General features: G+C 69.9%; 19 protein-coding genes and 1 pseudogene. 11 read left to right on the forward strand and 9 right to left on the reverse strand.

Going from position 1 to position 20,588, the window contains the following annotated elements; all coding sequences use genetic code 11:
* Positions 1 to 229 (reverse strand): annotated as a pseudogene (locus E1J50_RS08160) (OmpA family protein); the annotation flags it as partial.
* Positions 230 to 402: 173 nt separating this feature from the next.
* Positions 403 to 1,413 (reverse strand): DUF2865 domain-containing protein, encoded by a 1,011-nt coding sequence (locus E1J50_RS08165; protein ID WP_132252321.1) that lies wholly within the window; start codon positions 1,411 to 1,413, stop codon positions 403 to 405.
* A 143-nt stretch (positions 1,414 to 1,556) separates the two neighbouring features.
* On the opposite strand from E1J50_RS08165, the gene E1J50_RS08170 reads away from it, so the two are divergent.
* Positions 1,557 to 2,078, forward strand: coding sequence for a CreA family protein (locus E1J50_RS08170; RefSeq protein ID WP_132252323.1), 522 nt, complete (start codon positions 1,557 to 1,559; stop codon positions 2,076 to 2,078).
* 19 nt (positions 2,079 to 2,097) lie between these two features.
* On the opposite strand, the gene E1J50_RS08175 is transcribed toward E1J50_RS08170, so the two are convergent.
* Positions 2,098 to 2,433: a hypothetical protein gene (locus tag E1J50_RS08175; RefSeq protein WP_245516485.1), complete on the reverse strand. Its 336-nt coding sequence runs from the start codon at positions 2,431 to 2,433 to the stop codon at positions 2,098 to 2,100.
* A gap of 233 nt (positions 2,434 to 2,666) precedes the next feature.
* Here E1J50_RS08175 and cysS point away from each other — a divergent pair, with 233 nt between their 5' ends.
* Positions 2,667 to 4,049, forward strand: coding sequence for a cysteine--tRNA ligase (gene cysS, locus E1J50_RS08180; protein WP_132252325.1), 1,383 nt, complete (start codon positions 2,667 to 2,669; stop codon positions 4,047 to 4,049).
* Positions 4,046 to 4,222, forward strand: coding sequence for a hypothetical protein (locus E1J50_RS27190; protein WP_165937819.1), 177 nt, complete (start codon positions 4,046 to 4,048; stop codon positions 4,220 to 4,222). The genes cysS and E1J50_RS27190 overlap by 4 nt, the downstream gene beginning before the upstream one ends.
* 67 nt (positions 4,223 to 4,289) lie before the next feature.
* On the opposite strand, the gene E1J50_RS08185 is transcribed toward E1J50_RS27190, so the two are convergent.
* A complete protein-coding gene (locus E1J50_RS08185; protein ID WP_132252327.1) occupies positions 4,290 to 4,892 on the reverse strand; it encodes an LOG family protein in 603 nt (200 codons plus the stop codon).
* A 231-nt stretch (positions 4,893 to 5,123) separates the two neighbouring features.
* Here E1J50_RS08185 and E1J50_RS08190 point away from each other — a divergent pair, with 231 nt between their 5' ends.
* The 5 genes from E1J50_RS08190 (at position 5,124) to mscL (ending at position 11,029) form a co-directional block, all read left to right on the forward strand.
* Positions 5,124 to 6,752: a LysM peptidoglycan-binding domain-containing protein gene (locus tag E1J50_RS08190; protein WP_132252329.1), complete on the forward strand. Its 1,629-nt coding sequence runs from the start codon at positions 5,124 to 5,126 to the stop codon at positions 6,750 to 6,752.
* Between the two features lie 119 nt (positions 6,753 to 6,871).
* A complete protein-coding gene (locus E1J50_RS08195; protein WP_132252331.1) occupies positions 6,872 to 8,791 on the forward strand; it encodes an ABCB family ABC transporter ATP-binding protein/permease in 1,920 nt (639 codons plus the stop codon).
* A gap of 105 nt (positions 8,792 to 8,896) precedes the next feature.
* Positions 8,897 to 9,607: a phosphatidylserine decarboxylase gene (locus E1J50_RS08200; RefSeq protein WP_132252333.1), complete on the forward strand. Its 711-nt coding sequence runs from the start codon at positions 8,897 to 8,899 to the stop codon at positions 9,605 to 9,607.
* 13 nt (positions 9,608 to 9,620) lie between these two features.
* The gene (locus E1J50_RS08205) at positions 9,621 to 10,460 is read left to right on the forward strand and encodes a CDP-alcohol phosphatidyltransferase family protein (RefSeq protein WP_132252335.1); all 840 of its coding nucleotides are present in this window, start codon (positions 9,621 to 9,623) and stop codon (positions 10,458 to 10,460) included.
* A gap of 140 nt (positions 10,461 to 10,600) precedes the next feature.
* Entirely contained in the window at positions 10,601 to 11,029 is a 429-nt protein-coding gene (gene mscL / locus E1J50_RS08210) for a large conductance mechanosensitive channel protein MscL (protein ID WP_132252337.1), read from the forward strand.
* On the opposite strand, the gene E1J50_RS08215 is transcribed toward mscL, so the two are convergent.
* From E1J50_RS08215 to E1J50_RS08230, 4 genes are all read right to left on the reverse strand, one after another.
* Positions 11,003 to 11,290, reverse strand: a complete 288-nt coding sequence (locus E1J50_RS08215; RefSeq protein WP_132252339.1) for a hypothetical protein — start codon at positions 11,288 to 11,290, stop codon at positions 11,003 to 11,005. The genes mscL and E1J50_RS08215 overlap by 27 nt on opposite strands.
* A 177-nt stretch (positions 11,291 to 11,467) precedes the next feature.
* Positions 11,468 to 11,881 (reverse strand): DUF1236 domain-containing protein, encoded by a 414-nt coding sequence (locus tag E1J50_RS08220; RefSeq protein ID WP_132252341.1) that lies wholly within the window; start codon positions 11,879 to 11,881, stop codon positions 11,468 to 11,470.
* Positions 11,882 to 12,020: 139 nt separating this feature from the next.
* Positions 12,021 to 12,761: a NepR family anti-sigma factor gene (locus tag E1J50_RS08225; protein WP_132252344.1), complete on the reverse strand. Its 741-nt coding sequence runs from the start codon at positions 12,759 to 12,761 to the stop codon at positions 12,021 to 12,023.
* 126 nt (positions 12,762 to 12,887) lie between these two features.
* On the reverse strand, positions 12,888 to 13,712 hold the full coding sequence (locus E1J50_RS08230; protein WP_132252346.1) for a class II glutamine amidotransferase: 825 nt from the start codon (positions 13,710 to 13,712) through the stop codon (positions 12,888 to 12,890).
* A gap of 316 nt (positions 13,713 to 14,028) precedes the next feature.
* Between E1J50_RS08230 and E1J50_RS08235 the strand changes: the two genes are divergently transcribed.
* The 3 genes from E1J50_RS08235 to E1J50_RS08245 all read left to right on the forward strand — a co-directional run bounded on the left by E1J50_RS08235 (position 14,029) and on the right by E1J50_RS08245 (position 19,053).
* The gene (locus E1J50_RS08235) at positions 14,029 to 16,590 is read left to right on the forward strand and encodes a P-loop NTPase family protein (RefSeq protein ID WP_132252348.1); all 2,562 of its coding nucleotides are present in this window, start codon (positions 14,029 to 14,031) and stop codon (positions 16,588 to 16,590) included.
* 128 nt (positions 16,591 to 16,718) lie between these two features.
* Positions 16,719 to 17,945 carry a L,D-transpeptidase family protein gene (locus E1J50_RS08240; protein WP_245516486.1) on the forward strand — a complete coding sequence of 409 codons (1,227 nt, stop codon included), beginning with the start codon at positions 16,719 to 16,721 and terminating at the stop codon, positions 17,943 to 17,945.
* 208 nt (positions 17,946 to 18,153) lie between these two features.
* Entirely contained in the window at positions 18,154 to 19,053 is a 900-nt protein-coding gene (locus E1J50_RS08245; RefSeq protein WP_425374919.1) for an MBL fold metallo-hydrolase, read from the forward strand.
* A gap of 16 nt (positions 19,054 to 19,069) precedes the next feature.
* Here E1J50_RS08245 and E1J50_RS08250 read toward each other — a convergent pair whose 3' ends face one another.
* Entirely contained in the window at positions 19,070 to 20,548 is a 1,479-nt protein-coding gene (locus E1J50_RS08250; RefSeq protein WP_132252351.1) for an amino acid permease, read from the reverse strand.
* Positions 20,549 to 20,588 lie beyond the last annotated feature (40 nt).

A 20,588-nucleotide genomic window follows, 5' to 3' on the forward strand; every position in this document is an offset into this window, starting at 1 on the left:
CGCCGGGCGGGCCGCCGCGCGGTCCCTCACCGCCGCCGCGGGAGCCTCCCTCACCGCCGCCGCGGGGACCACCCTCGCCGCCGCCGCGCGGGCCGCCCTCGCCGAGGCCGGGCGGGCCGCCCTGGGCGAGCAGAAGGATCCCGTCCGCCGCCCGCGAGACCTCCGGACCCGACAGGAGCAGGCCCGGCAAAACGGTGCCGGTCAGGAGCAGGAGTCGGGTCTTCCGCATCGGAACAATCTCGCGCTTCGGGTTCGGACGGGGCCGAACGGGGTCGGGCGCGATATGGTTCCCGAGCGCGCGAGGTCAAATTTCCGAGGCGCGCGGGCGCGGCTTGAAACAGGCCTTTCGCCTGTGATCACAATGTCTTGTGTGAGGCTGAATCCGCCTCCCGCGCCGCAACGCTACGGCGTCCCGGTCCGGGTCGGAACCGCGATTACGTTCGGGGCGATCACCCGGATGGCGGGCTTGGCATCCGCACCGGCCGCATCCGTCGAGGCGGTGGTCGCGGGCACCCCTTCGGCGGCGCTCGCCTCGGCGCCGGTGCGCCCGGCCGCATCCGCCGCGAGGCCGGCCGCGGTCTTGTCGGCGCGGCCGACCAGGGTGAGGCGAACCTTCGGCCGGGAGAGCGCCTCGGCCTGCATCGGGGTGACGAAGATGTCGCCCTTGTGCCGCACGAGCATGCTCTCGGCCTTCACGAGGCTCTGTGCCCAGCTCTGCCCCTCCTTCTTGCAGGAGCAGTTCGGCACGAAGGCCTTCTGGAACTTGAAGGCGTTCGGCAGCGAGGCGTAGGAGCGCCGGCCCTGGACGGTGGCGGCATGCTTCAGGGCGTCGTCGCCGTGGGGCATCGAGTAGGCGGCCGATTCGGTGCCGGGGCAGAGCGCCTGGCACATCTCGTTCGCGCCCTCGCGGCCGTCCGGCAGGTTCGGCATCGGGAAATAGGCGCCGTCGCAGGTGCGCACGCAGATCACCTGCGCCCCGCCGCGGGCGAACTGCCCGGTGGGCGAGCCGTCCGGATTCGTCGGGAGGTCGCCGCAGGAACTCGCCACCGCCGCCTGGAGCTGGCGCCGCCGCGCGGCCACGACCTCGCCGTTCTCGCTGCCGTAGCCGGCATTGAGCGCGCGGATGCGCTGCTCGACGGCGCCGCATTGCGGGGGGCGCGTGTCGAAGAACAGGAACCGGCCGCCCTCGCAGTTCAGGGTGCGGTAATAGGCTTCGAGCCGTGAGATCTCGCCCTGCAGGGCGCGCGCGACGTTCGCATTGTTGCTCAGGCTCGACAGCTCGGCGCGGTAGCGCTGGCACGCCGGGTTCGGCGTCTGCTGCTGCGCGAGCGCGGCCGGCGCGAGCAGCACGGCGAGGGCGCCGGCCGCGAGCGTGCGGGCGAGCTGACGAATCTGAGATCGGATCAGCGGCATGGCTCTGTCGATGACGGGTCCGGCCTGAACGCGGGATACGGAACGCGGGCGGTCGAGGCTTAACTTATTTTTACGCGGCCTCGCGCCTCAGGGACACCCTCCCTACATGCGCCACGTCGCATCAGCGGGGGAAAGGTTGAACCATGTGGCTTCGGAGTCTCACAGGAGCGGTCGGCGCGGGCCTCGTCGCGCTCGCGGCGCTCTCCGCGCCGGCCGCTGCGGCCGACGATCCGGACCGGATCTTCGACAAGTCGACGGTGTGGCGGCCGCTGACGCCGAACGACAAGCTCGTCGTCTACGGCATCGACGATCCGATCGTGGGCGGCGTCGCCTGCCACTACACGCAACCCGAGAAGGGCGGCATCAAGGGTACGCTCGGCCTCGCCGAGGACGTCTCGGACATCTCGCTCGCCTGCCGGCAGGTCGGCCCTGTCCAGTTCAAGGACAAGTTCAAGCAGGGCGAGGTCGTGTTCAGCGAGCGGCGCTCGCTGATCTTCAAGTCGATGCAGATCGTGCGCGGCTGCGACGCGAAGCGCAACACGCTGATCTACATGGTCTACTCGGACAAGGTGGTCCAGGGATCGCCGAAGAACTCGACCTCGACGGTCCCGCTGATGCCCTGGGGCACGGAGCCGCCGCCGAAATGCGCCGACTTCCTGAAGTGAGGCGCCGCCTCGCGAATCCTCAATCCTGGCAGGTGATGCGGATCGGGCGCTCGTCGCGCTTCGGAGAGGGCACGGTGTCGATGGCGCCGGTGTAGTCCTCCTGCGCGGCGATGCCGTAGGAGGCGGCCGAGGCGAAGCCCTGCGACTCGCACCACGCGTTGGCGACCACTTGCCCGCACTCGCTCTGGCCGCCGGTCAGGCAGTCGCCGACGCCGTAGCCCTCGCTCGAGGGGATCAGGAAGGTGCGCTCGATCGCGGCGGGCGCCACCTCGGTTCCGGCGCGGGTGGGCTGCACGGCAGCGGTGAGAAGTAGAACGCCGAGAAAAGCGCTGAGGCCGGCAGCCGTACGACGCATGAAGGTCTCTCCTGACCAAACCATTGACGATTGCGCTGAAGGTCCGACGCGACGGTAAACAAAGGCTTTAGAACGTCGGACGCGCACCTCTTCGAGCGGTCGGGCGCATGGCCCGTCGTCGTTCTCGAAAAGCTCACCGTTTTGGGTTAGCGCAGGAGAGCCGGCGGGGCCGTCGCCTCCGCGCAACAGGGGCTGGAGACCGGCCGGCAGCCAAAGGGACGAGAGTGGGTTTCATGGCGCCAATGTTGCGGCTCTACAACACGCTGACCCGGGAGAAGGCGCCCTTCGTGCCGATCGACCCCAGCCATGTGCGCATGTACGCCTGCGGACCCACGGTCTACGACGCGGCCCATATCGGCAACGCGCGCCCGATCATCGTCTTCGATCTGCTCTTCCGCCTGCTGCGCCACCTCTACGGCGCGGCGCAGGTCACCTACGCCCGCAACGTCACGGACGTGGACGACAAGATCAACGCGCGCGCGCTCGAGCGCGGCATCACCATCCGCGAGCTGACGGACGGCACGCTCGCCGCCTTCCATGCGGACATCCGTGCCCTCGGCGTCCTGATGCCGGAGGACGTGAACCTGCCGGGCGAGCGCCCGCGCTTCGTCGAGCCGCGCGCGACCGACCACATCGTCGAGATGGTGAATCTGATCGAGGGGCTGGTCGCGGCCGGCCACGCCTACGTGGCGGAGGATCACGTCCTGTTCGACGTGCCCTCGATGCCCGATTACGGTGCCCTCTCGAAGCGCCCCCTCGACGAGATGGAGGCCGGGGCCCGCGTCGAGGTCGCGCCCTACAAGCGCTCACCCCTCGACTTCGTCCTCTGGAAGCCGTCGAAGCCCGGCGAGCCGTCCTGGCCCTCACCCTCGGGCATCGAGGCGCCGGGCCGGCCCGGCTGGCACATCGAGTGCTCGGCGATGTCGTGGAAGCATCTCGGCACCACGTTCGACATCCATGCCGGCGGCATCGACCTCATCTTCCCGCACCATGAGAACGAGGTCGCGCAGTCCCGCTGCTGCTTCGGCACGGAGGTGATGGCCAACGTCTGGCTGCACAACGGCTTCCTGCAGGTCGAGGGCGAGAAGATGTCGAAGTCGCTCGGCAACTTCGTGACGCTCCGCGAGGTGCTGAACGACTGGCCCGGCGACGTCGTGCGGCTCGCCATGCTCAAGACGCATTACCGCCAGCCGATCGACTGGACGCTGCGGGGATTGGACGACGCGGGCCGCATGCTGGAGCGCTGGTACGGCCATGTCGGCGACGCGGCCCCGTCCGCCGATGCGCCGGAGAGTGTCCTCGAGCCGCTGCTGGACGATCTGAACACCGCCGCGGCGCTCGCCGAGATCCACCGGCTCGACGATCCGGCTGCCCTGAAGGCTGGCGCGAACCTCCTCGGCTTCCTCTGCCAGACGCGCTCGGAGCGGGACGCCGCGAGCGTGCGAGCCTCCGGCGTCGATGTCGCCGCGGTCGAGGCGCTGATCGAAGCGCGCCGCGTCGCCCGCGCGGCCAAGGACTGGCCGGAATCCGACCGCGTGCGCGCCGCGCTCGCGGCCATCGGCGTGACCGTCAAGGACAACAAGGACGGCACGACGACATGGAGCGTCGCGCCGTGACGGACGCGGCCGGTTGCCAGCCCGTCGTCGTGATCGATGCCGGCCGTTACGAGCTGAAACCGGCCCTGGTCGGCACGATCGATCCGTCGGTGGGCGCCGATTCGCGCCAACATCCGCAGGCGCTGCAGGAGATTCGACAGGGTCAGGGACAGGGGCGCGAGCGCACCGGATAAGCCTGACCCTCCGGCCCGGTTCGCGGACCCGAACGAGGACGCTTGGCGGAGGGCGCGTTGCCGGCCCTCAGAACCGCTCCTTGATGAACTCGTCCGCCTCCGGCGCCGGCTCCCGGTGGGAGGCTTCACGGCGCAGCATCGGCACGACCTCGGATGCGTCCCGGGCCACGAGGTAGTTCAGGTCGAGGCCGTCGCGGATGAAGCCGTGGCCGCGCATGTGGTCGAACAGGGTCAGAAGCGGGCGCCAGAAATCCGCGACCGAGACGAGCAGGATCGGCTTGGCATGCTGGCCGAGCTGAGCCCACGTCAATTGCTCGACGAGCTCCTCCAGCGTGCCGATGCCGCCGGGCAGCGCCACGAAGGCATCCGAGCGATCGAACATCATGCGCTTGCGGGTGTGCATGTCACCCACCACGACCGTTTCCTGGATGTCGTCGAGCATGCGCTCGCGCGACTTCAGGAAGTCCGGGATGATGCCGGTGACGTGGCCTCCGCCGTCGAGGACGGCGCGCGCCACCGTTCCCATCAGGCCGACATTCCCGCCGCCGTAGACGAGCCCGATTCCGGCCGCGGCCAGCGAGCGCCCGAGGGTCTCGGCGGCTTGGCGGAACGCCGGATTCTCCCCGAACCCGGAGCCGCAATACACGCAGACCGTCTTCACCGGCGCCATCCGGCGTCCTCCTGTCTCGCTTCGCCGCACCGCCGCGGGTCCGGGCGCATGCACCGCGTCGGACTGTGCCAAACTGCTGAATTCGCGCGGGATTCGCCCCAACGAGGGCGTCGGCGGCTTGGTGTCTCGGTCATGTACGTTAATATGCCGGGACCAGTCGACGGTTTTATCCGCGGACCGGCCGCTTCGGAGGGCGGTCCGGCCCCGTCGACATGCGGGGAGTAGGACGCCATGACGGCGGAGTTGCGGCGGAGCCTCGGACTAGCCGGCATCGGCCTGCTGTGCGGGTTCCTGCTCGTGGTCGGGCTGTTCGGTGCCGGCGAGTACATGAAGCGCGCTTCCGAGCCCGCGCGACCGGGCGAGGCGCGCGCGCCTGCAGGCATCCTCGACGCGCCTTCGGGGCGCGGGGCGGACGCGCGGCCCGAATCCTCGGCCGGCGATCCGGGCAAGGCCCGGGCCGGGTCGGATCCCTCGCCCGCGGAGAAGCCGCAGGCGACTCTCGCACCCGCACCGGGCCAGCCCGCGGCGCGGCCGAGCGCCGAGCCTGAGGCCAGGCCGCCCGCCGCTCTTTTCGAGGCCGGGCCGACCTTCGACGTGATCCGCGTGGAGCCGGACGGCGAGTCCGTGATCGCAGGGCGCGGCGCGCCCAACACGACCGTCGAACTGCTGGTGAACGGCAAGCCCGTCGCCCGCGCGCTTGCCGACCCATCGGGACAATTCGCCATCGTGCCGCCGACCCTGGCGCCGGGCAGCAGCGACATCGTGCTGCGCTCGGCCGGCCCCGACGGGCGCGAGCAGCGCTCGAAGCAGAGCGTTGCGGTCGTGATCGCGCCGAAGCGGGATGCGAAGCCCCTCGTCGCCCTGACCTCTCCCGATCAGCCCACCGTCGTCCTCTCCCAGCCGGAATCGGGTCCGCAGATGGCTGGGATGCGCCCCGGCGCGACAGCGACCGGAGAGCCCCAAGCGGGTGGCCCTGGTGCGCCCTCGAAGGCCGAGGCCGGTGCGAAGCCCGAGGCGCAGGCGGCGGCTCCGGTGAAGATCGTCAGCGTGGACGCGCAGGAGGGCGGCCGCCTCTACATCACGAGCCAGGCCGCGCCCGGCGCGACGGTGCGCCTCTACCTCAACGACACGCTGGTGGCGCCGGGCAGCGTCGGCGCCGACGGCAAGGTGACCTTCACGATCGGCCGGGGCGTGCGCCCGGGCGACTACAAGGTCCGCGTCGATCAGGTGGACCCGGTCTCCGGCAAGGTGCGCGCGCGCTCCGAGGTCCCGTTCAGCTACCCGGCGCCCGCAAGGGTGGCGAGCCGCGAGCGTTCGGAGGCCCCTCCTTCACCCACGGGCCGCGCCGAGGGTCAGGCGCCAGCCCAGGCGCCGCGGCCTTCCTCCGCCTCACCGATGCCCGGGGCGGCCCAGGCGAGACCGCACCCCGCGCCCGAGGGCGCCCCGCTTGCGGCGCCCGCGCAGCCTGAGGCGAGGCCCGAGATCGGGTCCCGTTCGCCGCCGACCCGGCCGCCCGAGATCGCGAGCGAGGGCACGAAGCCGGCGGCGGCTGCGGCACCGCCCGAGGTCGCCCTCGAGGCTTCGGCGAGGGCCGAGACGCCGGCGGCCCAGACCAGCGCGGCTCCCGCGCCGGGCGAGGGGAAGGGCGTCTTCGTCGCCGAGATCAACACCGCCAAGATCACGCGCGGCGACAGCCTGTGGCAGATCAGCCGGCGCACCTACGGCAAGGGCGACCGCTACACGGTGATCTACGACGCCAACCAGGGGCAGATCCGCGATCCCGACCTGATCTATCCCGGCCAGATCTTCGTGCTCCCGACCGACGAGGGCGCGGCACAGCGGCAGAAGAAGCGCGGCTGATCGCGGGCGGGATGCTGCCCCCGCCCGCTCGCAGGGCCGCCCTGCCTGGGCCGGGCGTGCACGCGGGACCCGCCGCGCCTATATGCGGGCCCGAACCCGCATTCCCGGACACGTCGCCCATGAGTTCCGAACCCGGCCCGGCCGCGCCCACCGAGCGCCCCGGCCTCGTCGCCACCTATCGCCGCCTCTGGCCCTACCTCTGGCCCCACGGCCGGCCGGACCTGCAGCGGCGCGTATTCCTGGCCTTCGGTCTCCTGCTCGTCGCCAAGGTCGCGACGATGGTGACGCCGTTCACCTTCAAATGGGCCACGGACGCCCTCGTCGCGGCCGTCAGCGCGAAGCCCGGCGAGAGCCTCCCCACCGGCCTCTTCGCGGCGCCGATGCTGATGATCGCGCTCTACGGATTGTCGCGCATCATCATGAGCGCACTCACCCAGGTACGCGACGGGCTCTTCGCCAAGGTCGCGATGCACGCCGTGCGCCGCCTCGCGCTCCGGACCTTCGAGCACATGCACCGCCTGTCGCTGCGCTTCCACCTGGAGCGCAAGACCGGCGGCCTCACCCGCGTCCTGGAGCGGGGCCGGGCCGGCATCGAGGAATTGTCGCGCCTGATGGTGCTGACCCTGGTGCCGACGATCGTCGAGTTCGCGCTCGTCATCGGCGTCCTCGCCTACGAATTCGACTGGATCTACTCGGTCGTCGTGCTGCTGACGGTGCTCGCCTATCTCGCCTTCACCTACAAGGCGACGGAGTGGCGGATCGCGATCCGGCGCCGGATGAACAATTCCGACACCGAGGCCAACACCAAGGCCGTCGACTCGCTGCTGAACTACGAGACGGTCAAGTATTTCGGTGCGGAAGGGCGCGAGACCGAGCGCTACGACGCCTCGATGGCGAAGTACGAGAAGGCGTCGACCCAGACTTACGTCTCGCTCGCCGTGCTGAACGCCGGGCAGGCCGTGATCTTCACCATCGGCATGACGATCGTGATGTGGCTGTCCGCGCGTGATATCCTGGCGGGCAGAATTACGATCGGCGGCTTCGTGCTCGTGAACACGATGCTGATCCAACTCTCCATGCCGCTGAACTTCATGGGCATGATCTACCGCGAGATCAAACAGGCGTTGATCGACATCGACGACATGTTCCGCATCCTCCACCGCAACCCGGAGATCGCGGACAGGCCGGGCGCCGCGCCGTTGCGCGTCGAGCAGGCGGCCTTGCGCTTCGAGGATGTTCGCTTCGCCTACAATCCGGATCGGCCGATCCTGCGGGGCGTCTCCTTCGCGGTGCCTCCCGGCCGGACGGTGGCGATCGTCGGTCCCTCGGGCGCCGGCAAGTCGACCCTGTCGCGTCTGTTGTTCCGCTTCTACGAGCCGCAGGCCGGCCGCATCACGATCGACGGGCAGGACATCGCGCAGGTTCGCCAGGACAGCCTGCGGTCCGCGATCGGCATGGTCCCTCAGGACACGGTGCTGTTCAACGACACGATTGGCTACAACATCCGCTATGGCCGCTGGGACGCCAGCCCGGAGGAGATCCGCGAGGCGGCCCGCCTTGCCCAGATCGACCGCTTCATCTCGAGCCTGCCGGAGGGATACGACACGCCGGTCGGCGAGCGTGGCCTGAAGCTGTCGGGAGGCGAGAAGCAGCGCGTGGCGATCGCCCGGACCATCCTGAAGGGGCCGCCGATCCTCGTCCTCGACGAGGCAACCTCCGCCCTCGATTCCTTCACCGAGCGCGAGATCCAGGACGCCCTCGACCGCGTGTCGCGGGGCCGCACCACCCTCGTCATCGCGCACCGTCTCTCGACCGTCGTCAACGCCGACGAGATCCTCGTGCTCGACCGCGGGCTCATCGCGGAGCGGGGCGATCATACGAGCCTGCTCGCGCAGGACGGCATCTACGCGGCGATGTGGAACCGCCAGCGCGAGGCGGATGAGGCCCGCGAGGCCCTGAAGCGCGCGGAGGACGAAGACGATCTCCCGGCCGTCGCGCCGCCCCGCCGGGGCGCCGCCGAGCCGGTACCGGCCGAGTGAGGCGGCCCCTCCCGGCCCGACGACTGTTGACGGAAATCCCTAGGACTGCCATCCGGCCCCGCCGGAGCGCGTGAAGCGGCCGACCGCAGGAGTGCCTGTACCTCCATGACCGACCTCTTCGAGACGATCCGCCGCGTTCTGGTCCCGATCCACAAGGAGGGCTACCCCTTCATCCTGATCGGCATCGTGCTGACGGTGGTGGCGGGCTACTTCTCGCAGTTCTTCGGCTGGATCTTCCTGATCCTCACACTCTGGGTCTGCTACTTCTTCCGCGATCCCGAGCGCATCACCCCGGTGGGGGAGGGCCTCGTCGTCTCGCCGGCGGACGGCCGCGTCAACCTCATCGCCACCGTTCTGCCGCCTCCGGAACTCGACCTGCCGCAGGTGCCGATGACGCGCATCTCGGTCTTCATGAACGTGTTCGACTGCCACGTGAACCGCGTGCCGGTGACGGGCCGGATCGGGCAGATCCATTACACGCCAGGCCTGTTCCTCAACGCCGAGCTCGACAAGGCGAGCGAGGACAACGAGCGCAACGGTCTCGTGATGGAGACGCTGCACAAGGGCGCCCCCCTTCGTGTCGGCGTCGTGCAGATTGCCGGTCTCGTCGCGCGCCGCATCGTCGGCTTCGTGGCGGCGGGCGACTCCCTGCAGGTGGGCGAGCGGTTCGGCCTGATCCGCTTCGGCTCCCGCGTCGACGTATACCTGCCGGCGGGCACCCGCGTCCTCGTCGGCCTCGGACAGAAGGCCGTGGCCGGCGAGACGGTGCTTGCCGACCTCTCGGGCGGTCCCGAGCGCAGCTTCCGCCGGATCTGAGGGGAGGGGATCGATGGACGAGCTCTTCCCACCCTTCGCCCCGGACCCGAACGAGCCGAAGCCGCGCCGCTTCAAGCCGGTGCCGTTCCGCGTGATCGCCCCGAACATGATCACCCTGATGGCCCTGTGCCTCGGGCTCACCGCGATCCGTCTCGCCTTCGAGGGCAAGTTCGAGCCTGCGGTGATCGCGATCGTCGTGGCCGCCCTCCTCGACGGCGTCGACGGGCGGGTTGCGCGCCTCCTCAAAGGCACCTCCCGCTTCGGGGCGGAGCTCGATTCGCTGGCCGATTTCGTGAATTTCGGCTGCGCGCCGGCCCTCATCCTCTACGGCTTCGCGCTGTTCCATCTGCGCTCGGTCGGGTGGATCGTGGCCCTCATCTTCGCCATCGCGATGGGCCTGCGCCTCGCCCGCTTCAACGCGATGCTGGACGACCCCAACCGGCCCGAGTGGAAGAAGGACTTCTTCGTCGGGATGCCCGCACCCGCCGGGGCGCTCACGGCGATGCTGCCGCTCTACCTCCACTTTCTCGGCTTCTCCTTCGAGAAATGGGCGGCGCCCCTGGTGCTGGTCTACGTCCTCTGTATCGCGCTCCTCGTCGTCTCGACCGTGCCCACCTTCTCGGGCAAGACGATCGGGAAGCGGGTGCCGCGTGCCTGGGTGCTGCCGATCTTCCTCCTCGGCGTCGCGATCTTCGGCGTAGCGATCAGCTTCCCGTTCGAGGTCATGGTCGCGATCAGCCTCGCCTATCTGGCTGTGATTCCGATCGGCGCGATGCAGTACCGACGCCGCGTGAGGCGGGAGGCCGGGGTTCGGGCGCCTCTGACGGACGAGCCCGGAGCACCGCGGACCTGACGCCCCGGGGCCGGTGCTCTCCGCGATTCCGGAGCCCGCTTCCGCCGTGGATAGGTGCCGCCCGGTCTGTCTCGGCGCAACGTCTTTCCCTAAGCTTCGCGGGGGCCGCGTGCGGCGGCCTTTCCTAGCGGAGGGCTGCGATGCTCGAGGAATTCAAAAAATTCGCGCTGCGCGGCAACGTGGTCGACCTCGCCGTCGGCGTCATCATCGGCGCGGCCTTCGGCGCCATCGTGACCTCGGCGGTGCAGGACGTCTTCATGCCGATGATCGGCGCCGTGACCGGCGGCCTCGACTTCTCGAACTACTACATCCCCCTCTCGTCGAAGGTGCAGACCGGCCTCGCCTACGCGGAGGCCAAGAAGCAGGGCGCCGTGCTCGGTTACGGGCAGTTCATCACCGTGGCGCTGAATTTCATGATCGTCGCCTTCGTGCTCTTCCTCGTGATCCGCGCCATGAACAAGCTGCAGACCCGCGAGGAAAAGAAGCCCGAGGCCGTGGCCGAGGTGCCGGCGGACGTGAGGATCCTGGGAGAGATCCGCGACCTACTTGCCGTTCGCCCGCGCGTCTGACGGGCCCTCGCCCGGCTCCAGACCGAAGGCGTCGAGAATGCGGTCCAGCGCATCTCCCACGGCGGCGGTGCCCTCCTCGTGCGTCTTCAGGCGCGTCTCAAGGCGTTTGATCTGCGGCTCGAAGGCCTTAGGCACCGCCTCGTCGCCGAGGAATTCCGGCTTGCCGGCGTCCACATGGTAGACGGTTCGAAGCTGCTGGCCGAGATGGTCCCGGACCGGCTCGGGGAGGACAGGATCGGACTCGGTGTCGTCGTTCTGCATTGTCGCGATCTCCGTTACTCGATCACGCTAACGTGTCGGCAAGGTCAGCGTTGCGCGGCAATGGCAGAGAAAAGGTGAGGTTCCGAACGCGCTCACCGTCTTGTGTAAACGACGAAGGCCCCGACGCGGCGCGTCGGGGCCTTGTCCTGTAAGGCGCCGCAGGGCGCCGCGCCGAGCTTAGTCGATCACTTCGACGATGCGGTGGCTACGGTCGACCAGCACCGGGCGATCGTTCACCACCGTGTAGCGGTAGCCGGGCTTCACGCGGTAATCGTCCGGCACCTCGTAGTAGGTCACGCCGCTGCTCGGCAGCGTGGTGCCGACGGCGACGCGGCCGTCGTAATCGTAGGAGCGCACGCGACGCTCGGTGACGTAGCTGCGGAAGCGCGGGCGATCATCGACGCCGAGGATGCCGCCGACCGTGCCCGTGGCCGCGCCGACCGCGCCGCCGACGATCGCGCCGACCGGGCCCGCCGCATCGGCGCCGTCGCGAGCGCCCTGCTCGGCACCGCGCACGAGGCCCTGGGCCTGGGCGGCCATCGGGAGGGCGAGAGCGATCGCGGAAGCCGCGAGGAGGGTCTTGATCTTCATAGAGAAATCTCCGGTTTCAAGGGACCGATGCGCTCAAGGTGCACAGCGGAGCTTGGGCCGGTAACGCGCGATATCCCGAAAGGGATGCGTCGAAATTTCCTATGCCTATAATTTGTTCAACGCCGATTCGACGGTGCGATCAGGCTTCCTTCGGCATGGCCGACTGGATGAAGCGGTCCGAGCCGAGATCCTCCTCGTCATAGCCGAGAAGCTCGGCGAGGCGCCCGCGGGCGCGGCTGACGCGGCTCTTCACGGTGCCGACCTTGCAGCCCATGATCGTGGCGGCCTCCTCGTAGGACACGCCCTCGGCGCCCACGAGGACGAGGGCCTCGCGCTGGTCCGGCGGCAGCTTGGCGAGGGCGCTCTGCAGGTCCTCGACGTCGAGGCGGTCGCCCTGATGGGGAGCGGTGGCGAGGCGGGCCGCGTAGGAGCCGTCCTGATCCTCGACCTCGCGGACGCGCTTGCGGTGGTCCGAGTAGAAGATGTTCCGCAGGATCGTGAACAGCCAGGCATTGAGGTTGGTGCCCGGCTGGAAGCGGGCTCGGTGCTGCCAGCCCTTCAGGAGCGTGTCCTGCACGAGGTCGTCGGAGCGGGCGGGATTGGAGGTCAGCGAGAGGGCGAAGGCCCGCAGGCTGGGTACGGCCGCGAGCAGACCGTCACGGAAATCCGGCTCGACGGCCTCGCCCTGTGCGCGCAGGGCCGCTTCCAGCTTCTCGATCAGCTCGGCGAAACGGTTCGGCATCTCGGCCTGGCCGATCGCCTCGTAGGCGTTGCGCAGGTGATCGCCGAGATGCGTGCGGATACTGGCGCTCAGGTTCGGCCGCGCGTCCGAATCGCCGTCGTGGCGGTCTGGGAGGGTCTGGATCTCGTCGCTCTGCATGGCTCGTCTTGATATGTTCTTGCTGCGCAGGCCGGCGGTCCTCTTCCGGCAGGCGGCATGGTTTGACGAGGGTTGTAGCGCATCAAGCTCCCGTGCGCACCCTGCGGCGCCGTGTCGGGACGCCGATCAACAGGCGTGGGAGGCGCTCACGGGCGCCGCGAGCGTCCGGGCCGCGCGGCTCGGCTTGAGGAGGCGGATGCCCCCGTCGCGCAGGACGAGCACGTCCCCCCGCTCGAGGTCGGTCCAGGTCTCGTCGCGGGTCAGGGCCTGGGTGGCGATCACGGTGACGACATCGCGCTCCGTGGTCTCCTGCGCGAAATCGACGTGCCAATCCTCGTCGATCAGCGTCGCCGTGCCGAAGGGCGCCGAGCGGGTCAGGTAGCAGAGCCGCTTGCCGCAATGCGCGTAGAGGGAGCGGCTGTCCGACAGGAGCATGTTGAACACGCCCCGGCCGTGCAATTCGGCGCAGAGGTCGGCCACCGCGCGATCGAGGGCCCCGGGCTTCGGCAGGCCGCGCCAGCGCGCCTGGAGCTGCCCCATCATCCAGCAGAAGGCGTGCTCGCTGTCGGTGGTGCCGACGGGGTGGAAGCCGGTGAGCGGCAGCCGCTTCACGCCCTTCAGCTGGCCGTTATGCGCGAAGGTCCAGCGCCGTCCCCACAATTCGCGGGAGAAGGGATGGGTATTCTCAAGCGACACGCGCCCGCGATTGGCCTTGCGGACATGCGCCACGACGATGCGGCTCTTGATCGGGTAGTTCCGCAGGAGCTTGGCGAGTTCGGAGCGCGCGCTCGGCTCGGGATCGTGGAAGGTCCTGCAGCCCCGGCCCTCGTAGAAGCTGATGCCCCACCCGTCCGCGTGCGGTCCGGTCTCGCCGCCCCTGCGGGCCAGGGCGGCGAAGGAGAAGCGGATATCGGTGGGCACGTTCGCGCTCATGCCGAGCAGTTCGCACATCGTTGGATTTTCGACGCTGACGGGAGACCGGGAGCCGAGATGTAGAAGCGTCGCGCCGCTCGAACAACCGTCACGCTCGCGCGCGCCGATGTATTCGGCGCGTGTCTTGCGTTGCAGGCTGCAGCAGCCGGCTGCCTCACATGCTCCGAATGAGCCGCGCACCCGGAAGGCGGGTGAGGCCCGATTATCCCTCGTTGCCCCAAGTGCCCTGCGACCCGTCACATCATCCACGTCGGCCGGGTGCGCGGTCGCGCTTTGCGCGCGCCCCGACGCGCCGTAAGACCGCGCCAAGCCCGCACTCGAGCCCGGGACTGCGATGGAACGCGATCCGATCCTCTTCGCGTGGCGCGCCGCGAAAAGCCGGCACGCTGCGGCGGTCGCGCTGGCACTCGGCGTGGGTGCGCCGCTCGCCGCGCTCGCGCTCCTGTGCCTGCGCGACCTCGCCGACACGCTCGGCCGGGACACCGCGACAATCCTGCCCTTCCTACGCCTGTCCGTCGCGTCCTCGGACGGCGAGATCGTGCTGGCGGAGGGCTGGCCCCTCTCCCCGGTCGCCCTCGAACTTGCGGGGTTCCTCACGCTCGCCGCCGTCGCGCTCCTCCTCGCCGCCCTCGGCTGGGTGGTGGCGCGACTGTGCTTCTCCGCCGAGGCGCGAGCCGTGTGGCAGCTTCGGCGGGCGACGACCGACGCGATCCTCAATGCGCCGCTCGGAGCGCGCGACGAAGCGCGCGGCCTCGCGCATCTCGTCGGGGAGTTGTTGGGACGCGTGGACGGTTTGCTGGCCGTCGGCATCCTCGTGCCCGCATTGACGATTGCGGCGATCCTGATGGCAGCCCTCGCCTCCGCTGTCGCGGCGCCGCGGCTCCTGCCCGTCGCCGTCGTGGGCCTGCTCGCCTCCGGATTGGCGGGCACACTCATCCTGCGCGGCGGCCGAGCCCGGGCGTCTCTGCGCCGCAATGTCAGCGGGCTGGTCGAGCGTACGCTCGTCGATCTGGTGCGCCGCCTGCCGGCCGTGCGGGCCCACGGTGCCGCCGCGCAGGAGCGCGCCCGGCTCCGCGCGAAGGCCGTCGCGAGTCGCGGCGCACTCGGTCACGCCGAGGCGCGCCTGGCCTATGCCCGTGCCCCGGCGGTGGCGCTCGCCGTGCTCCTACCTGCGCTGGCGCTCGGTGCGGCCCTGTGGCGGGGCGGAACCGTGCCGGGGGCACCGCCCGCCGCACCCGTCTCGCCGGGCGCGCTCGCCGCGGCGGCGGGCGCCTTCGGCCTCGCCGCCCTGCTGCTCGCCGTGACGCTGCGCCTCTACGTCCTGCGCGCCGACATCGCCCCCACTTTCCGCGAAATCGTCCGGTCTCTCGACGAGCTCGAGCGGCGACGCCCGCGCAGGACCACCCACGCCGTCCCCGTGCCCCGGGCGGGTCTTCTCACGCTCACGACAGTCGGCGCCTACGATCCGGCTTCCGGCGAGCGCCTCGTCGCGGCCGACCTCGTGCTGCCGATGCCGGGGCACGTGGCCATCGCGGGCGGGCGCGGCAGCGGCGCCCGCGTGCTGGCGGGTGTCCTGGCCGGCCAGATCGAGCCGACTGCAGGGTCCGCGACCTTCGACGGGCACGACATGCGGACCTTCGAGCCGGCCGAGCGCGCCCGGCGGATTGCCTTCGCCGCGGGCGAAGCCATCCTGATCGAGGGGACGTTGCGCCAGAACCTGCTCTACGGCACCGAGCCCGCCGCAACGATTCCGGAAGCGAGCTTCGTCGAGACGCTCCGCCTGACGGGGCTCGACGGCTTCGTCTACGCCCGAGGTCTCGTCGGGCGCGTCGATCCGGCGGCCGATCCCGAACTCGCGGGCGCCGTGGTCGCGGCCCGTCAGGCGGTGCGCGCGGCCCTGGCGGCGGACAATGCCGAGCGGCTCGTCGAGGCCTTCGATCCCGACCGCTACAACCATCAGGCGACGGTCGGAGAAAACATCCTGTTCGGCGAGTCGATCGGTACGGCCTTCGCGCCGGCCAATCTCGGCCGGCATCCCTATCTGCGTGCGGTGCTGGAGGCGGAGGATCTCACGCGCGCCCTCACCGAGATCGGCCTGCAGGTCGCACGGAGCACGGTCGAGATCTTCGCCGACCTCCCGAACGATCATCCGCTCTTCGACGCGTTCTCGCTCTTCCCGGCCGCTGAGCGGGCCTATTTCGAGGATCTCGTCGCCCGCCAGTCCGAGGCCAGTGGCTGGCGCCGGGGGGCGCCCGGGCAACGCGACCGCGAGCGGCTGATCGGCCTCTCGCTCCGTTACAGCGAGACACGGCACCGCTTCGGCCTGATCGACGCCGCTTTCGAGGAGCGGCTCGTGGCCGCCCGCCGGTCCTTCGCCGCGATGCTGCCGACGCACCTGCGGGGACAGGTCGAGTTCTACGATCCCACTCGGGTCAACGCCGCGGCGAGCCTTGAGGAGAACCTGCTCTTCGGCCGCATTGCCTACGGCGAGGCCGGGGCCGAGGCGCGGGTGCGTGCGCTGGTGCGCCGCGTGCTCTCCGACGAAGGGCTGGAGCGCACCGTGTACCGTCTCGGCCTCGAGAGCCGCGTGGAGCCCGCGGGCGGGGGCAGCGGGCTCGGCGAAGGCGCGATCGGCCCGAGGGAGCGCATTGCCATCGATCTTGCCCGCTGCATCATCCGCGACCCCGACATCCTCGTCGTCGCGATCCTCATGGAGGAGCGCAAGAGCGACGAGTTCCGCGAGCGCCTTGCCCGCCTCCGGTCGGCCCGCGCCGGGAGCGGCCTGATCGTCTGCCTGCCGGATTCCGCCGACCTCGAGGCGCTGCCGCCCTTCGACGCCGTGGTCCAGATCGCCCGCAACACGGTCGTTGCGCGCGAGGAAGCTGTGCCGGCCTGAGGGGACGATGGGTCCCGGGCGCGATACCAGCCTCACCCCCGCCGCAATGGCTCGCCACCGTCTCGAATCGTGCGTGCTCCGTGCCGCACCGGCGGGCCGACCGGCGTCGTCGATTTCCCGGGCCGCTCATGCTCCCTGCCATTGCCGGACAGCTCTCGCGGGGCGCGATCCTCGCCGTCGCGCTCGGCGTATCGCTGCTGCCCGGCGCCGCGGGCGCGCAGAATGCCAAGGCCGAGGCGCCGATCCCGGCCGCGACCCTGTCGCTGATGGCATCCAAGGGCACGAGCGCCTCCGCACCCGTTCTGTTTCGCGCCTACAAGAAGGAATCCGAGATCGAGGTCTGGAAGAAGGCGGCCGGCGGACGTTTCGTCCACGTGAAGACCTTCCCGATCTGCCGCTGGTCCGGCCAGCTCGGGCCGAAGCGCAAGAACGGCGACCGGCAGACGCCGGAAGGGTTCTACAGCGTGGCCAAGAGCCAGATGAACCCGAACTCGCGCTACTATCTCTCCTTCGACGTCGGCTACCCGAACGCCTTCGACCGCGCCCATGGCGGCACGGGCTCCGCCGTGATGGTCCACGGCGTGTGCTCGTCGATGGGCTGCTTCGCCATGACCGATCAGGTCGTCGGCGAGATCTACGCCATCGCCCGGGATGCGCTGGCGGGCGGGCAGGCGGCCTTCCAGTTCCAGTCCTATCCGTTCCGGATGACGGCCGCGAATATGGCGCGCCACCGGACGGACCCGAACATCGCCTTCTGGCGGCAGCTGAAGGAGGGATCCGACCGCTTCGAGGCGACGGGCGAGGAGGTGCAGGTGACCGTCGAGGCGGGCCGCTACGCCTTCACCCCCGCGAAGGAGCCGGCCAAGGAGCGCGCGGTCGCGATCCGGCGCGCGGCCGAGGAGGCGCGCATCGCGGCCCTCGTGGACGATGGGGCCGCCGCGGTGCGCACCACCTATTCCGACGGCGGCCAGAACGCGTTCTGGGCGGCGCTCGCCTCGAAGGGCGTCTCGCTCGGGGAGGTCAGCCGACCGGAGGCCCTGGCCTATGCCGGGCAGGAGGTCGTGGTGATCCCGGCGCGCCGGGCGCCCGCGCCCGTGCCGGAGGCGATCTGGGCCGGCTGGATCGCGCCGGGCAGCGGCCTCTCATTCGATCCGGTCTCCGCGCGCTTCGTGGCGGCCTACGAGCGGGTGCCCGACCCGTTCTCCGATTCCCCCGCGACCTACGCCGACACGCTGCCGAGGCTCGTGCGCATCGCACTGGCCGGGCAGGGCTCGGACCCGGCTGCCCGCGGGGAAGCTCATTGGGCTTACGCCGCCGACCCGGCCACCCAGCCGGGCCGGCTGGCGCAGCGCTGACGCGCGGCGGAGAGAGCATCGTGGAGGTCCCGCGGCGTGTGCGCGCACGCACATCAGAAACGCACCGCAACGACCACCTCACAGAGCGTGGAGAGCGCGAGGCGCCTCTTGCCCACCGGCCGAGCGGCGCGGATGCATTGACGCCGCCGCGGCGAAAGGGTCCTGATCGTGAGCGATCAGGTCAGTTGGTATAACGACCCCGATGATGATGTCGAAAAGTCTTGCCCCGGACAGCGGCCTGACGCTGCGCTTCTGGGGCGTCCGCGGCTCAACCCCGGTCAGCGGACCCGATTACGTCGAGTTCGGCGGCAGTACCCCGTGTCTGGAGGTTCGCTGCGGCGAGCGCATGTTCCTGATTGATGCCGGATCGGGCCTCTATAATTGCGGCCAGTTCCACCGGGAGACGCTGCCGAAATCGGTCGATCTCCTGTTCAGCCACCTGCATCTCGACCACACCGGCGGCCTCCCCTTCTTCAAGCCCGCGGTGTTCGATCCCGAGCGGACGGTCCACACGTATTGCGGAAACCTCGACGGTGCCTCCGCCGAGGAGGCCCTCGGTCGCTTGTTCGCGCCGCCGCTGTTCCCGGTTACGCTCGACGTCCTGCCCTGCACGCTCCAGCACCACGGCTTCAAGGCCGGCGAGACGCTGACCTTCCCGGACGGGATGCGGGTCGATACGATCCTCCTCAACCACCCGCAGGGCTCGGTCGGGTATCGCTTCGAGCACGGGGGCAAGCGCCTCTGCGTGATCAGCGACATCGAGCACAGCGATCCGTGGCCGGATCCGGCGCTCAAGGATTTCGTCGCTGGTGCCGACCTGATGATCTACGACGGCATGTTCACGGATTGCGAGTATCCGACCTGCCGCGGCTGGGGGCACTCGACCTGGCAGAAGGGCGTCGAACTCGCCCGCGCGGCCGGGGTCAAGGCGCTCGGGATCATCCACCTGCATCCCTGCCACTCGGACGCGCGCCTGCGCAGCCTCGAGGCGGAGATGCAGGCCGAGATGCCGACCGCCTTCGTCGCCCGGGAGCGGCAGGTGGTCGAGGTCGGAGCCCCGGTGCGGAAGGCCCGCAGCAAGGGGCTCGCCCTCGCCGCGATGGCCTGACGCGGCCGGGCCGCCGTCAGGCCTTGGCCCGTTCTTCCTCCCGGCCGATGCGGCTGTGTCGGCGGCTCCAGGCGAAGTAGATCACCAGTCCGATCGCCAGCCAGACAACGAGGCGGATCCAGGTCTCGCCGTCGAGGGAGACCATCATGGCTCCGCAGCTGACGATGCCGAGGATCGGCACCAGCGGAACCAGCGGCGTCCGGTACTCGCGCTTCGCGTCGGGCTGCGTGCGCCGCAGGATGATCACGCCGAGGCAGACGAGGACGAAGGCGAGCAGGGTGCCAATGCTCGTCATGTGGCCGAGTTGGCTGATCGGCAGGAAGCCGCCGAGGGCGCCGGTGAAGACCATGAAGAACAGGTTCGAGCGGTAGGGCGTCTTCCACTCGGGGTGGATGCGGGAGAACAGGCCGGGCAGCAGCCGGTCCTGGGACATCGTGTAGAACACCCGGCTCTGGCCGAGCAGGAGCACGAGGATCACGGTCGAGAAGCCGGCGATGATGCCGAGCGTCACGAGGCTCTTCAGCCAGGGGAAGGGCGTCTGCGCGATCGCGGTGTTCACAGGCGCGGCGTCGCCGCGCATGGCGTCGTAGTGGACGAGGCCGGTCAGCACGCCGGCGAACAGGATGTAGATGATCGTGCAGATCGCGAGCGATCCGAGGATGCCGATCATCATGTTCCGCTGCGGGTTCTTGGCTTCCTGCGCCGCCGTCGAGACCGCGTCGAAGCCGATATAGGCGAAGAACACGACGCCGGCGGCGCGCATGATCCCGCTCCAGCCGTACTCGCCGAACGTGCCGGTGTTCTCGGGGATGAAAGGCACGTAGTTGGCGGGCTTGATGTAGAACACGCCGACGCCGATGACCGCCGCCACGACGGCGAGCTTCACCATGACCACCGCGGCGTTCACCCGGGCCGATTCCCGGATGCCGATCATCAGCAGATACGAGGCGGCACAGATGATGAGGATCGCCGGCAGGTTCACGAGGCCGTGTGCGGTCGTGCCGTCGGCGAGCTGGTAGGTCTCGAAGGGCGAGTGCACGAGATTTCCGGGCAGGTCGATCCCGAATTCGTGCAGAAACCGGACGACGTATTTCGACCAGCTCACGGAGACGGTGGCCGCGCCGACCGCATATTCGAGCACGAGGTCCCAGCCGATGATCCAGGCGACGAACTCGCCCATCGTGGCGTAGGCATAGGTGTAGGCCGAGCCCGCGACCGGGATCATACCCGCGAGCTCGCTGTAGCACATGCCGGCGAACGCGCAGCCAATCGCCGCGATGGCGAAGGAGATCACGACTGCCGGACCCGCATGCTCCGCCGCGGCGATGCCGGTGAGCGAGAACAGACCCGCACCGATGACCGCTCCGATGCCGAGGCCGATCAGGCTCCAGGGGCCGAGGGTCCGTTGCAGCCTGTGCTCGCCGGCTTCCGCATCCGCGTTGAGGCGCTCCAGCGATTTCGTGCGCAGGAGGTCGCTCGTCAGGCCGGCCGTCATACAATCTGTCCTCTGGTTCCGTTCGGGCCGCGTCACGAAC

Origin of the sequence: Methylobacterium segetis, from assembly GCF_004348265.1 — a bacterium.
Lineage (GTDB): Bacteria > Pseudomonadota > Alphaproteobacteria > Rhizobiales > Beijerinckiaceae > Methylobacterium > Methylobacterium segetis.